Raw genomic sequence first — 14,630 nt, forward strand, 5'->3', positions numbered from 1 at the left:
GAGCTGTGTCTGGCGTTCGAGGTCGAGCGGCGACTGCCTTAAGCGGCCCCGAGCTTTTCAGCCACGTGTTTCGCCCGGTGGCGAACCTGGAACGCGTCGATGACATCGATGATGCCGATGACGATCAGCCACCAGCCGGCGACCAGGGTCAAGATCCCGATCGAATCCAGCGGGGAGATGATCAGCACCCCGCCGCCGATAATGATGATCGCACCGGCGAGCGCCTGCCAACCGCGTCCGGGCAGGTGGTCGAAGGATAACGCCGCGGCGAGCAGGGTCACCCCGCGGAACACCCAGCTAATGCCGATCCACAGGGCCAAAAGCAGGATCGACTCGAGTCTGTCGCGGAAGCAAAAGAAACCCAGCACCAGCGACACGACACCGGTAAGGAACATTAGCACTCTCATTGCGGCGCCGGCGTGTGCGCCGAAGGCGGCAAACACATACCCGACCCCGGATACCACCAGGTAGATGCCGAACAGGACACCCGCCACCAACAGTGTCTTGCCTGGCCAGACCAGCACAATGACACCGAGTGCCACCGACGTGACACCGATGAGCAGAAGCAACTGCCACGCGCTGCGAGCAAGCTGCTGCAGTGGACCTTCGAAAACAGTCTTTTCGCTAGTTGTCATTCCAATATCATTAATCAGAATCGACGTAAAGAAAATGTCCTTCGTGACACAATTCGGCATCGCGCATAGGTATCGCGAACAATGTCGGGCTGAAACCGCTGATGTATGGTGCGCGGACGCGCGGTAGCTGGGCCCCTCCGCGACCAAATTGTCGCCGGAAGACAAGAACGCGTCGCAAGTTGATTGGTTCAGGACATGACCGCACCGCGGTGGCGTCGGTACGTTTTGCGACGAACCCAATGATTCGATCCAGCCGGGTCGAATTATCAAGCACCACGCCCGATTCCGACTGTACCGCTTCGCGGAGAAACCTAGGTGAAACCATGCTACTGCCCGCTCTCATCATCCTGATTGTCCTGGCCCCCGTGCTCCTGCCGGCGCTCATCACCGCTGTCCACCTCCTCACCGGCCAGGCGCGGACCAGCACTCAAGAGCGCGTTGCGGCGAACTTCCCGCGGCGCACGGCATCCCCGCATCTCGCCGTTCCCGCCATGGCGTGACGTCTGCACCGCGCCACCCGACCGGGCCCGCACCAGCAGGTGCGGGCCTGATCATTTGGGCTGCAGAACCGCGGGGCCGTACCAGTGGCACGCGAGCAGCGCGAGTTCGACTTCGAGCCGGTCGCTGCCGATCTCGCGGCCGCGCCGGACGACGGCGCGGCCCACGCGATACTTCACCGAGTTGAAGTGCAAGTTGAGTTCCTCGGCGGCCACCTTGTAGCTGGAACCGCACGCCAGATACATCCGCAACGTCTCACGCAGCCGCGCGTCGTTCTCGTTGTCGCCGGCAAGGTCGCCCAGCACGGCCGCCACCCATTCGCGGGTGCCGACCACGTCGCCACCGAGACGCGCCACCACGGACAACCCCGGATCCGTGGCGGCGATAACCGTCGGCGTCGATGAATTGGGCCGCTCTCGGACGATCGCGACACCGCGGGCGTCGGCCGCCTCCCGGTGTGAGCGGCGAAAGCCTTCGATTCCGCTCGAAATCGTCCCCATTGCCACACTCGGCGAGTCCGGGCGGGTCAGCGCGAACCGGCGGACCTTCGCAACGACATCCGCGGCGTCGGTCACCGCGGCGCGATACGGCAGCCACCCCCACCCACAGCTTCGATCGGCGGCAACGAAGAGCGGGCCGGCACCGGCGCCGGCGGCTTCGCCCATTTCGCGAACAAACCGTTGCAGCCTGGCAAGGTCGTCGCCTTCGGAGCCCGGGTCCGGGTACCACATGATGAGCCCGAGATGGTGCCACCGCAGCGGATAACGGATCGACGTGGTTGCCGCATCGACATCGATGGCCTTGTTCGCGGCCAGAACCTCACGCACCCGCAGGGCGCGAAGGCTGTTCTGGGTCTCCAGCCAGCGTTCGCGTTCGTCTTCGTAGACGGCGACGACTTGCTGCGACATCCAGTCGATGTACCCGAACATCGTAGCGGTGATCGCCTCGATCACCTCCACTCTCATCGGTTCCGGGATGTCGATCGTGCGCAATTCGGCGAAAACCGCCTCATTCATCCAGCGCTGACCGAGCCGATAGGCGCGCACCAGCGCGTTGACGGGCACCCCGTGCTGTGCCAATCGGCGGGCATACTCCAGCGCTGCGGTGGGGGCCTCGACTCGCTCGACTGCGATGTCGTAGCGCAACGCGTGCAGGAGCGTATCCACGTTGCCCTCGACACTGGTCCCGAGCAACTCCACGAGCGCTGGATCGCCGCGCAGCTCCGGGATCTGCTCCTCGAGGGAGCGACGAAGCTCCGAGGACACCTCGGCCACCCGTCCGTGCAATCGGCCGGCGACCTCGGCGACGTAACTCTTCACCCCGACATCGCTGTCGAGGTGCGATTTCTTCACCCCAATGACGTTAGACGTGGTTGTCGCCCGGCGATAAGACCGCCGCGCGGTTTTGTTGATACGCGACTGTGTCACGAGGCGCACAATTCCTAATGTGGGCGCCACCCTCGGCAAACAACTGTCAAAGGAGCCACTCAAATGGGATTCACCAAGCCCTATCTTCCAGATGTCGATCCGGACACCTTCTTGCAGAAGCCCCTGATGGAGCGGATGCGGATCCTCGCCATCGACTGGGCCGAAAACGGCTTTGGCTCGCCCAGGATGATCCACACCATCTACATCGTGAAGCTGGTCGTTTTCTTCGCGATCGGCGGCATCACGGTCGCCACGTTGACGTCGGGGCTGCCCGCCTTCTGGCATGTGTCCGAATGGTGGAACCAACCGATCGTCTACCAGAAGGTCATCCTGTGGACTGTGCTGCTCGAAGCCATTGGTGTGGCAGGCTCCTGGGGGCCGTTGGCCGGCAAGGTCAAGCCGATGACCGGCGGCATCCTGTTCTGGGCCCGGCCGGGAACCATCCGGCTGCGCCCGTGGAAGTGGGTGCCGTTCACCAACGGCGACCAGCGCACCTGGTTCGATATCGCGCTCTACCTGGCACTGCTGGTGAGCCTGGCCGTCCCGCTGCTGTCGCCGGGCGTGCACAGCGACTCGCTGTCGAAGGCGGTGCCCGACAACACATCCGGTCTGGTGAACCCGGCCCTGCTGATCGCGCCGATCGCGCTGCTGGTGCTGATCGGTCTGCGGGACAAGACCATCTTCCTGGCCGCCCGTGGCGAGCAGTACCTGCCGGTCATGGTCATCTTCGCCGTGCTGCCGTTCGTCAACATGATCATCGCGCTGAAAATGGTCATTGTGGTGGTTTGGGTCGGCGCCGGCTTCTCGAAGTTCGGTAAGCACTTCTCCAACGTCATTCCGCCGATGGTCAGCAATACAATTTTCGCGCCCAAATGGGTGCGGCGGGCCCACTACCGCGACTTCGGGCGCGACATGCGGCCATCGCGGCTGGCGGACTTCATGGCGCACGTGAATGGCACCACGGTCGAGATCATCGCTCCGCTGGTCCTGTTCTTCTCCACGAATAAGTGGGTGACGCTGGTAGCGGCGTTGTTGATGGTGGGCTTCCACCTGTTCATCATCTCGACCTTCCCGCTGGCGGTGCCGCTGGAATGGAACGTGGTCTTCGGCTACACCACAATCTTCCTGTTTATCGGCTTCCCGAACCGCGACGGATACGCCCCGTGGAACATGTCGCCGCCGTGGCTGGCTCTCGTCATCGCCGCGGGGCTGCTGTTCTACCCGGTGCTGGGCAACCTGCGCCCGGACAAGGTGTCCTTCCTGCCTGCGATGCGGCAGTACGCGGGGAACTGGGCCTCGGCGGTGTGGACCTTCGTGCCCGGTGCCGAGCAGAAGCTGAACCGGGTCACCCGCTCGGCGTCAAACCAGATCGACCAGTTCATCGCGGCCGGCTACGAGCCGAAGTGGGCGGAGGTTACCTTGCAGAAGACGACTGCGTGGCGAACCATGCACAGCCAGGGCCGGGGCCTGTTCTCGCTGCTGTTGACGCACCTGCCCGACCTCGACACCCGCACCGTGCGCGAGGGTGAGTTCGTCTGCAACTCGCTGATCGGATTTAACTTCGGCGACGGCCACCTGCACAATGCAGACCTGATCAAGGCCGTGCAGAGCGAAGCCGCCTTCGAACCGGGCGAGTGCGTCATCGCCTGGGTGGAGTCGGAGGCCTTCGGCAGCGGGGTCCAGCACTACCAGCTCATCGACGCCGCGCTCGGGGTCGTCGAACGCGGCACCTGGAAGGTGGCCGACGCGGTCGCCGAACAGCCCTGGCTGCCCAACGGCCCCATCCCGACTCAGGTGAGCTGGTCGCTGCGCGGCACCAAGCCGGCTGCCGTCCGGGAGGATCAGGACCACGGTCACGGAGCGCTGGCATGAGTACCGCATTGGTGGTGGGCGGTGGGCCCAACGGGCTCGCCGCCGCCATCTCCCTTGCCGCCGAAGGCGTGCAGGTCACCGTGCTCGAGGCCGCCGACGAGGTCGGCGGTGGCGCCCGCAGCGGCGAGGCGATCGTCCCCGGCCTGCTGCACGACCACTGCTCGGCGATCCATCCGATGGCCGTCGGCTCGCAGTTCCTGAGCAGCTTCGACCTGCAGCGGTACGGCCTGACGTGGCGCTGGCCGGAGATCGATTGCGTGCATCCCCTCGACGGGGGCAGCGCCGGCGTGCTGCGCCGCTCGGTGGAGGCGACCGCGGCCGGTCTCGGTCGCGACGGACGGCGGTGGCGGTTGGCGTTCGGTTACCCGGCGGCCCGGTTCGACGCGCTCAGCGAGGACATCATGCGGCCCCTGCTGCGGTTCCCGCATCATCCGCTGATGCTGGCCCGGTTCGGCGCGCCCACCGTGCTTCCTGGGTCCGCGTTCGCCCGGCTGTTCCGCACCGAGGAGGGGCGAGCGTTGTTCGGAGGTGTTGCGGCCCACGCCTTCCGGCCGCTGCACTACCCGATGACCTCCGCTATCGGGATGGGCATCATCGCGGCCGGCCACCGGCACGGCTGGGCGGTGGCCGAGGGTGGATCGCAGTCGATCACCGACGCGATGGTGGCGCTGCTGGGCGATTTGGGCGGCAAGATCGAGACTGGTGTCCGGGTCCGAACGGCGTCGCAGCTGCCGCCGGCGGACGTCACGATGTTCGATCTGGCGCCAAGTGCGGTCGCGGGGATCCTCGGGGACCGTCTTCCGCGCCGAGTTTCGGCTGCCTTTACCAAGTTCCGGCGTGGCCCCGGTGCGTTCAAAGTCGATTTCGCCGTCGAGGGCGGCGTGCCCTGGACGAACCCGGACGCCCATCGGGCCGGCACGGTGCACCTGGCCGGCACCTACTCCCAACTTGCCGCGACCGAGCGCGAGATCCACGCCGGACGCATGCCCGAACGGCCGTTCGTGCTGGTTGGTCAGCAGTATCTGGCCGATCCGCAACGCTCGGTGGGCAGGACGCATCCGGTGTGGAGCTACGCGCACGTCCCGAACGGCTATACCGGCGACGCGACCGAGGCGATCATCGCCCAGATCGAGCGGTTCGCCCCCGGTTTCGCCGAACGCATCATCGGGTTGGCAGTTCGGTCGACGACGCAGATGGCCACCTACAACCCCAATTACGTCGGAGGCGACATCATGACCGGCGCCAAGGACGTTCGTCAGCTGACGTTCGGGCCACGAATTACGTTGTCACCGTATAGCATTGGAGTCCCGGGCATGTACATCTGCTCGGCGGCCACGCCACCGGGGCCAGGCGCCCACGGCATGTGCGGCGCCAACGCCGCCAAGCTCGCGCTTGCCTACCTGGCTCGGCGGGCGTAACGCCACCGCGAACCGCCCTCGCGGTTTTCGCCGTGGCGTTACGCCCGCGTTGAACCAGCGACGGCCAGCTGGCATCGCCGCGCTCGCGCGCGGCGGCCACCTACGCCAACGGCGCCCATCACGTTGATCGTGGACGGCATCGTAGGACCCTGGTTCATGCAGCGCTTTTGCGCGGCCTTAGATCCCGCACCTGAGCAGATCCACTACCTTGTCCTGCATCCGGACGAGGTCACCACCCTGCACCGCGGACGAAACCGCGGTCCATGATGCGCTTACCACCACCGAACCGATCCAGGCCATATATCGCCAATTCGCTGGACCTCGGAGCCTATGAGCACCACGTGATCGACACGACTACCATCGACCCGGCCGCCGCCGCTCAACGCACCCAGCAGGCGCTCACCACAGGACAGTTGATTGTCCGGTCCAACGCGAAGTAACGGTTCAGGACTTCGGATAGGTGTAGAAGCCCTCGCCGGTCTTGACGCCGAGCTTGCCGGCATCGACATAGGACTGCAACAAGTCCCGCACGTGCTTCGGCAGGTGCGGGAACTCTTCGGCGTAGTGGTTCTCGATATCGAGCACCACGTCGAGCCCGACCGCGTCCATCATCTGGAACGGCCCGGCCGGCACGCCCAGGTTGCTCTTGAACATCCCGTCGACATCCTCTGGGCGGGCCACGCCTTCGGCGACCACGGCCAGCGACTCGCGCTTGATGGCCGCCCAGATGCGATTGAAAATGAAGCCGGTGCACTCCCGGCGCGCCTCGAAGGGGTGGACGCCGAACTCGGGCAGCACGGTCAGTAGGGTGTCGAGCAGGCCGCGGTCGGTCTCACCGTCGGACATCAGGTCGACCGCGTTGGCCTCGGGCGGCATGTAGAAGTGCATGTTGCACAACCGGGATTTGTCCCGTACATACCCGGCCATCAGGCGCGACGGGTACGACGACGAGTTGGTCGCGAAGATGGTGTCCGGTCGCGCCGCTTGGTCGATCTGGTCCCACGCTGCCATCTTGATCTCGAGCTTCTCCGGGACGGATTCGACGGCAAGCCACGCATCGTCCAACGCCTCTTCGAGCGACCCCGCGGCCGTCGCGCCACCCACTTCACCAAAGCCTCGGTCAGCCACCAGCTTCGGTAGGGTCTCCGTCACGTAGTGGACCGCGGAGGCGCGCTGTTCAGCGCGTGGGGCAAAGATCCGCACGGTTCCGCCACGGCTGGCGAACATCAGCGCGATACGGCGACCCAGCGTTCCCGCTCCGATCACCGCGACCGGGCGGTTCTGGATGTCCTCGAAAGTGTACGTGTACGAGCGAGTCACATACGCATGCTAAGCCCCGGCTGCGTGCCCGGGTCCGTCGCCAAACGACAAAGATGGGCAGACTGTTGTCTCTGGTAGACAACACGGCTATGGCAGATCAACAGTGCGAGCTCGACGTCGAATCGGTCGTCTGTGACGACTGGCGCCGCACCACCACGGTCGCCCGGTATCGTCTACAGGGTTGTGGCGAGACTAACCAGCCAGATCCCGGTCGGGCCGCGCCAGAAGGCCCGAAGAAGCCACGCGCGTCGTCCCGTCGGACATCAGGTCAACCGCGTTGGCCTCCGGTGGCATCTAAAAGTGTGTGTTGCACAAACGGCGTTTGTCCCCACATTTTCGGCCATCAGAGGCGACGGATACAACGACGAGTTGGTCGCGAAGCTGGCGTCCGGCGGCGCCGCCTGGTCGATCTGGCGCCACAGCGGAATCTTGATCTCGAGCTTTTCCGGAACGGACTCGACGGCAAGCCAGGCACCGTCCAACGCCTCGTCGAGGCACCCCGTGGCCGTCGCGACGCCCACTTCGCCGGAGCCTCGGTCGGCCACGACCCTTGGCAAAGCGTCCGTCATGTACTGCGTCGCGGCGGCGAGCTGTTCGGCACGCCGGTTGTAGATTCGTACGGTCCCCCCCGGGTTGCTGTAGACGGTATGGGGGCTAGCGAGGCCGAAGGCCTCGTGCTGCAAAACGATTCGTGGGTTGCCGGCGTGGGTGAACACTCGCGCTGGTAGAGCCACATTTGCAGATCAGGAGGCCTCCGGTGATTGTTCAGGGTACGAGTGTCGGGTTGGATGTGCACGCGCTTTCAGTGGTCGCGCACGCCGTCGACGAGGAGACAGGCAAGGTCGCTCGGGCGCGGTTGTGCCCGGATCACGGCGAGATCCTGGGCTGGTTGCATCAGCTGCGGGCGCCGGTGCGGGTGGCCTATGAGGCCGGCCCAACCGGGTTCGGGTTGGCACGGGCGGTGAGTGATGCCGGGATGGAATGTGTGGTCGCGGCGCCGTCGAAGTTGCAGCGCCCGGCCGGGGATCGAGTGAAAACCGATGCCCGCGATGCCGCGCACCTGGCGAGGCTGCTGCGTCTTGGTGAGATCACGGCGGTGATGGTCCCCGATCGGGAGATCGAGGCGGTCCGCGATCTGGTGCGGGCCCGCGAAGATGCGCGCGCCGATCTGATGCGGGTGCGCCACCGGTTGTCGAAAATGCTTCTGCGACAGGGAATCGTGTACTCGGGTGGGACCCCTTGGACCGGTATCCATGAGCTGTGGCTGCGCCGGCAGCGGTTCGACGACGTCCATCAGGCGGCGGCATTCGACCACTACTTCGACGCTGTCCTATCAGCGACCGCGGCGCGGGATCGCCTCGATGAGCAGATCGGGGAGGTGGCCGCCTCGCCTAGGTTCGCCGACCCGGTCAACCGGTTGGGATGCCTCCGGGGCATCTCCGCGCTGACCGGTCTGGCTTTGACCGTCGAGATCGGTGACTGGTCCCGGTTCACCGGATCCTCGATCGGCGCCTATGTCGGGCTGGTTCCCTGCGAATACTCCTCGGGAGCCTCCCGGGTCCACGGGTCGATCACCAAGGCCGGCAACACTCACGTGCGCCGACTGCTGATCGAGGCGGCCTGGCATCACCGCAAGTCCTACAGCACCTCTGGGCCCACGATGCGGGCCCGCTGGGCCAAAGTGGAGCCCGCATTGAGGGCACGCGGACACGCGGGCAACCGACGGCTCAACCAGCGTTGGCGGTCCTTCACCGAACGCGGCAAGAATCCTTTGGTCGCCAATGTCGCGATCGCCCGCGAGCTCGCCGGCTGGTGCTGGTCGCTGGCAACCCTGCAGTAGCCAGCCGACTCCACATACTTGGCTGGCCCGGTGCAGCAGGAGTCGGCGCGGTGAGTGAACCAACCTGTCAAGAACCTATGAGCCACAACATGATTGATAGCCAATCATGTCCGACGCTCGACTGTAGATCGCAGTAACGTTCACATCCGAACCATCGTCATGCGGTACCCAACCCGCGCATATCAGCCTGACACCACCGTCGTGAGCAACGACCGCCGACGCCACGACCGGGCCAGCCAACCCCAACTCAGCCCTGGCTCCAATCGGGACAACTTTCTCCTGCCCCCTTGACAACCTTGCTCACATATCAGGTTCCCGAACCGCGTGGCGGACGCCGAACCTTCTGCCTGCGGGTTTGCAACATTCCCATCAAAACGGCGGACCGGTTTTTCCATCTTCATGGCAGTCCTAGAACTGTACGGTTGTGCCGGAAAGACAACGGACTTGTCCGACATTTCAAGTGAACTCACCGATCCCGCCGCGGGCAAAACACCCGAAGAACCCGGTAGCGGACGCTGAAGCTCGCGTGGTCGTGGTAGCCGTCTACCTCGCCGTCCAGCGCGACGGCGGTCGGTCCGTCAACAGAGGTGAAGCTGAACTCGGGGACATGATGCTCGTGATATAGCCGGCTCCGTTCCAGCCGCCCAAGCATGAGCGCCGTCATGATGCGAAGCCTGCTCAACCGGCGGCCGATCTCTAGGATCCGCACATCGATCAGCCCGGTGTCCATCCGGTTTCGCTGCACGGGCGCGAAGCCGGACGGCACGTAGGTCGAGTTACCCAGGAAGAACAGTGATGTCTTCATGGTCTTGTTGTCGTAGCGGATGGGCACCGCGTCCTCGTGGCGCAAGGTGTGAAACATTGCGTAGACCGCTGCCGCCGGCTTGCCGATCTTGTGTTCAAACCGTTCGCGCGTCCGCACGAATCTCGGATAGCCACCAATGCTTGCGGTATTAATGACCATCTGGGCGCCGTTGAAGCACACCAGGTCGACGCACGAAACGGTGCCCTCCCGGATCGCCCGGATGGTCTTGGCTTCATGATCACAGCCGATGTCCTTGGCGAAGTGGTTGAACGTGCCGGCCGGGAAAACCGCGAGCGGGCGGCCCATGTCCGCCGCTATCGCGGCAGCACACGCCACGGTTCCGTCGCCACCTCCGATGCCCAGCACCTCGGCACGCTCGGCCGCCGCGCGGAGCACCGCCTCCAAGCTGTCGTTCGTGGTGAGTTCGATGATCTCGGCTTTCGGCAGTTCCCTTCGTACTTCGCCGATGACGCGGTGTCCCGTTCCGCTGCCCGACGCGGGGTTGACGACCAGGACTAGGCCCGCGCCGTCGGGTCGGGGCGGCATCTCGACGTGCAGTGGGTCGGCGGTGGGAGGTTGTGCTCGACGATCGGGGGGACCACCCGCGCGCCCAATACGGCGATTGACGCCCCGATGCCGAAGCCCGCCAAGACGTCGCTGGGGTAGTGAGCGCCGGTTGCGACGCGCGATAAGCCGACAAGGCCAGCAAGTAGCGCCATCACTAGCCCTAATATTGGATTTTGCACTCCGACGCCGACCGCGAAGGCGGCAGCGCTGGCGGCGTGACCGGAGGGCAGCGAATGCGATTTCGGGTATTTTTGCAGGCGCCGCACGAGCGGAACGAGCCCGTAAGGGGGCCGCTGTCGCCGCCAGATGCGCTTAGCCAGTTGGTTGGTGACCAAGCTTGTCACCGCCAGGCTGGCTACGCCACGGCCGGCGCCTTGACGAGCCGACCGATTGCCCGACATTGTCATGGCTGCCGCGATCGCAAGCCACAGCTTGGCGTGATCGGCGGCGCGGGTCAGCGCCGGCATCGCCTTGTCTAGCAGCGGACTTGGCGTGTTCGCGACCGCCTCAAACACCTCAGCGTCGAGAATGCCGAGGCCCCGGGTAATTTCGCGCACCCCGCGCGATGTGCGCCCCCGCCACATGCTCATTCATCCAACGCCATCGGCGACACCCGTCAGCGCACGACCATCCTCCGTGGGCCGCGCCCCTGAGGAGAAGAATGACGCTCGACGGCTGCGGAAACGAAGACTACGTCGGCGTCGTGGCCGGTCGAAAGCAGGTGGATCGTCGGCTATGGCCGTCATATCGGTCCTCCGACACTTCGCCGTTGGTCGGCTTCTTGCGTCATCGTCTCGGTGCTCATAGCCCGCTGCGTAGAAGTCCAAAGTCATCGATGCGCGCTCAGACGTCACGTCATTCTGACGAGCCCGGCGCCGATTCGTCTGCCGCTAGTCGTCGGCGATCCCAGGTGTGCTCAACGCCACAACGGTGTCTTCGCGATGAAGCAGGGAGCGCGCGGCAACCGCGAACTGATTGAGCTTGTCGATGACGGTTTGCCCTTCCGGGGTGTGGCCCCAGATGCTGATGCCCTGGTGGGTGGTGGGTTTCCAGGTGGCTTCGTCGACGACGATCGGATTCCATCCGACCTCCCATTCGAATCCCGAAGGGGTCATCGCGTAGTACGACAGTTCTTTGTCGTTGGTGTGTTGGCCGACGGACAGGGCCATGTGGAATCCCAGTTCTTTGACGCGCTGGTAGGAGGTGACCATGTCGTTGAGTGTGGCGACCTGGACGTTGACGTGCTGGACTCGGGTGCGGATCGGGTTGATGGGCAAGGCGTTCACCGATGCGATCGCCACGGAGTGGTGGCGTTCGTTGACGCGCAGGAATCGGATCTTCAGCCTCATGCCGTTGATGGTCTCGTCGATGTAGTCGGACAGGCGTGCGTCGAAGACGTGGTTGTAATAGCCGCGGACCTCGTGAGGCTTCTTCGTGAAGAGGGCGACGTGACCGAGTCCGCCTGCGCCGGTGACGAATCCGGTGCCGGGTATTTGCAGGGGCAGGGGTGCGGTGCGGGCGGTGGTGTAGATCTCCTGGGTCAGCCCGTTGGGCCCGGGGAAGCGCAGGAAGCGCTCGACTCCTCGCAGCTTGGCTTCCTCCTCGGTGCCCTCAACGGCGGGCACCCCGTGGTCGATGACGCGGCGATTGATTTCGTCGAAGGTCGCGTGGTCGTCGAGGTGCCAACCCAGCGCGTCGACGTCCTCGGCCGGTCCCCGCCGCAGCAGGATGCGGCATTCGTTGGCATCCAAGCGGAATCGGATCGCGTCGGGTGCCATGTCGTCGCAGTGCATGCCGATCGCGTCGCGACCGAAGCGCTTCCAGTCGTCGAACTTGTTCGTTTCGATCACGGCATAGCCCAGGTGGACGTTGCCGAACAGATCAGTGGACATCGAATCTCCTAGAAAGGTTTTAGGGCGTGAGGAATGCGGTGGTGACGGCGTTGAAGAAGTCGGCGCGTTCCCACTGCACCCAGTGGCCGGTGTTGGCGGTGATCAGGACGTCGGCGTTGGGCATCCGCTCCGCGAGCATCGTTGCGCCGCTTGGCTTGTTGACCTTGTCGTCGCGTCCCCAGATCACCAGCGTCGGCGTCTCGAGGGTGCTGAGCCTGCTGTCGCGGGTGAAGTCCATTCGCCACAGCGTGCCCAGCCCCGCCGGGCGTTGCAGCGGCGGGTTGGCGACGACGTCGGGGTCGATCGAGGCCGCATACCTGGATTCGATCAACGATTCAGGTACAGCATCGCCGTCGAACACCAGATACGTCCGAATGAACGTGCGCAGCTTGTCCAGGGTCGGCCCGTCGCCGCCGTAGTACGACAACAGGCTCTTGAGGCCCGGGGTGGGAAGCCCGCGCGTGGTTCCGACGCCGCCGGGCCCCATCAGCACGAGCTTGTCGACCCGCTGCGGGGTGTCCAGGGCGAGTCGCAGTGCGCAAGAACCGCCGTAGGAGTTCCCGACCAGATGAGCCCGCTGGATGCCGAGTTCGTCGAGCATCCCGCGGATGTGGTCGGCGAGGTACCCGAACGGATCGCGGCGGTCGACGCCCTTGGCGGAGCGGCCGTAGCCCGGCATGTCGGGCACCAGGACGCGGAAGTGTTCCGCCAGGGCGTCGATGTTGCGGGAATAATTCGACACGCCCGACGCGCCGGGTCCGCCGCCGTGCAGCAGAACTATGGGCGGACCGGTGCCGGCCTCGGCGACGAAGATGTCCTTGCCGTCTACGCGGACGGTTCGTTCGGTCATGGTGTTGCTGGTCATTGCTGTTCCTCTATGCCTTGAAGCCGGTCGGGGGTGGCGGCAGCGGTTGGCCTTCGGCGGCGCCGGCGTAGACGAAACCGTCGGGTCGCACGACCACCACCGACGCGCCCTTCTGGTCGAACCAGCGCGTCAGCATGCCGTCGGCGTCCACAACGCTGTCGGCGCTCGGCTTGCTGCCGGGCACAAGGATTTTCACTACCGGCACGCCAGCTGCCCGCCAGGCCTGGCAATCGGACGCGGGGCCGAGATGCACGACCACCCAGCGGCCGCCGATGACGTCGTCGAGGCGGACTGCGTCGCCCTTCTCGTCGACCACCCACGGTTGGGGGATCAGCCAGCCGACGGCGCCGTTGCCGTTGTGTGCCAGCAGTCCCTTGCGGTAATGCGCATCGGGCAGCCAGCGGTTTTGGCGCAACCATGAGGTGAAGCCGGGCACCTTGCTGGCGGTGCGGAAGATGTGGTTGCGTGCGGTGGCGCGCCACGGCTTGCGTTGGATGATCAACTTGCCGGTCTTGACCGCGCGGGTGGTCACGTCCTTCACGTGTGGCAGCCGCTCGGCCTGGTAGGAATCGAGCACGGATTCGGGCAGCGACCCGCGCAGCACGGCGCCCAGCTTCCAGCACAGGTTCGCCACGTCGCGCACGCCGGCGCACATGCCCTGACCGATCCACGGCGGCATCGCGTGCGCGGCGTCGCCGGCCAGGAAGACCCGGCCCACCCGCCAGCGGTCGGCGAACCGGACGTGGTGGCTGTAGCAGGCGAAGCCGAGGATCTTCACGTTTTCCTCGGTGATTCCCTGGTCGCCGAGCACCTTCCAGATCGCGTCCTCGGACAGCAGGTCCTTCTCGTCCTCGTCGTCGCGCACCGGGAACTCCCAGCGGTGATGACCTAACGGAGTGGGGCAGTCCACGGTGGGCCGTGCCGGGTTGCAGTGGAACCGAAGCCGGTCATGGCCGGTCCATTCCTTGAGCACTTTGGTGTCGATGACGATCCAGCGCTCGCCGTAGGTGCGGCCCGAATAGCCGACGCTCAACTGGCCGCGGATGGGGCTGGACGCGCCGTCGGCGGCGATCACGTAAGAGGCCCGGATTCGCCGGAATTCGTCGCCCTTGAGATCGGCGAGCATCAACTCGACGTGATCATCGCGCTGGATGACCCGCAGGCATTCGTGCTCGAGAAGAACAGAGACGTTGGGGAAGCGGTCGACCCCGGATCGCAGCACCTTTTCCAGGGCGGGCTGATAGATGAACTGCTGAGGTGGGTGTCCATTGCCTCTGGACACCGGCAGCAGTCGCACGAACGGTACGCCGTTGGCGTCGACGAAGTTGGCCCCGTTCCCGGGTTGCATGTCGGCGTTGAGCCGGTCGGCCAGCCCGACCTGCTGCCAGATGCGCACCACCTCCTCGTCGGTGGAGATGGCCCGCGCCCGCGCATAGATGTTGGGATCGCGTTCCACCACGACGACGTTCAGGCCCATCTGGCCCAAAAGGT

Annotated in this window: 11 protein-coding genes and 1 pseudogene; 4 read left to right on the plus strand and 8 right to left on the minus strand. The window is 65.2% G+C overall.

The features are described from left to right. Positions 1-38: 38 nt before the first annotated feature. Complete coding sequence (locus ACLP4W_RS01685; RefSeq protein ID WP_442383492.1) at positions 39-635, minus strand: HdeD family acid-resistance protein; 597 nt, start codon at positions 633-635, stop codon at positions 39-41. Between the two features lie 323 nt (positions 636-958). On the opposite strand from ACLP4W_RS01685, the gene ACLP4W_RS01690 reads away from it, so the two are divergent. Next, the gene (locus ACLP4W_RS01690) at positions 959-1,135 is read left to right on the plus strand and encodes a hypothetical protein (protein ID WP_442383494.1); all 177 of its coding nucleotides are present in this window, start codon (positions 959-961) and stop codon (positions 1,133-1,135) included. Between the two features lie 51 nt (positions 1,136-1,186). Here ACLP4W_RS01690 and ACLP4W_RS01695 read toward each other — a convergent pair whose 3' ends face one another. Next, a complete protein-coding gene (locus tag ACLP4W_RS01695) occupies positions 1,187-2,485 on the minus strand; it encodes a PucR family transcriptional regulator (protein WP_442383496.1) in 1,299 nt (432 codons plus the stop codon). A 138-nt stretch (positions 2,486-2,623) separates the two neighbouring features. Between ACLP4W_RS01695 and ACLP4W_RS01700 the strand changes: the two genes are divergently transcribed. Then, positions 2,624-4,432, plus strand: coding sequence for a DUF3556 domain-containing protein (locus ACLP4W_RS01700; RefSeq protein WP_442383498.1), 1,809 nt, complete (start codon positions 2,624-2,626; stop codon positions 4,430-4,432). Continuing rightward, on the plus strand, positions 4,429-5,850 hold the full coding sequence (locus tag ACLP4W_RS01705; RefSeq protein ID WP_442383500.1) for a phytoene desaturase family protein: 1,422 nt from the start codon (positions 4,429-4,431) through the stop codon (positions 5,848-5,850). The genes ACLP4W_RS01700 and ACLP4W_RS01705 overlap by 4 nt, the downstream gene beginning before the upstream one ends. A 444-nt stretch (positions 5,851-6,294) precedes the next feature. Here the strand turns inward: ACLP4W_RS01705 and ACLP4W_RS01710 are convergent, their stop codons facing one another. Continuing rightward, on the minus strand, positions 6,295-7,170 hold the full coding sequence (locus ACLP4W_RS01710) for a 3-hydroxyacyl-CoA dehydrogenase family protein (RefSeq protein ID WP_442383502.1): 876 nt from the start codon (positions 7,168-7,170) through the stop codon (positions 6,295-6,297). A 263-nt stretch (positions 7,171-7,433) separates the two neighbouring features. Then, positions 7,434-7,904 carry a 3-hydroxyacyl-CoA dehydrogenase NAD-binding domain-containing protein gene (locus tag ACLP4W_RS01715; protein WP_442383504.1) on the minus strand — a complete coding sequence of 157 codons (471 nt, stop codon included), beginning with the start codon at positions 7,902-7,904 and terminating at the stop codon, positions 7,434-7,436. Between the two features lie 23 nt (positions 7,905-7,927). On the opposite strand from ACLP4W_RS01715, the gene ACLP4W_RS01720 reads away from it, so the two are divergent. After that, entirely contained in the window at positions 7,928-9,010 is a 1,083-nt protein-coding gene (locus ACLP4W_RS01720) for an IS110 family transposase (RefSeq protein WP_442383506.1), read from the plus strand. Between the two features lie 466 nt (positions 9,011-9,476). Here ACLP4W_RS01720 and ACLP4W_RS01725 read toward each other — a convergent pair. From ACLP4W_RS01725 to ACLP4W_RS01740, 4 genes and pseudogenes are all read right to left on the minus strand, one after another. Then, a pseudogene (locus ACLP4W_RS01725) lies at positions 9,477-10,972 on the minus strand (bifunctional phosphatase PAP2/diacylglycerol kinase family protein). Positions 10,973-11,272: 300 nt separating this feature from the next. Beyond that, the gene (locus ACLP4W_RS01730) at positions 11,273-12,274 is read right to left on the minus strand and encodes a VOC family protein (RefSeq protein WP_442383508.1); all 1,002 of its coding nucleotides are present in this window, start codon (positions 12,272-12,274) and stop codon (positions 11,273-11,275) included. 19 nt (positions 12,275-12,293) lie between these two features. Beyond that, a complete protein-coding gene (locus tag ACLP4W_RS01735; protein ID WP_442383510.1) occupies positions 12,294-13,139 on the minus strand; it encodes an alpha/beta fold hydrolase in 846 nt (281 codons plus the stop codon). A 10-nt stretch (positions 13,140-13,149) separates the two neighbouring features. Continuing rightward, positions 13,150-14,630: bifunctional 3-(3-hydroxy-phenyl)propionate/3-hydroxycinnamic acid hydroxylase (locus ACLP4W_RS01740; RefSeq protein ID WP_442383512.1), on the minus strand; the 1,481-nt coding region annotated here is incomplete at its 5' end.

This window comes from Mycobacterium sp. (assembly GCF_052145595.1).
In the GTDB taxonomy this organism is placed as follows: domain Bacteria; phylum Actinomycetota; class Actinomycetes; order Mycobacteriales; family Mycobacteriaceae; genus Mycobacterium.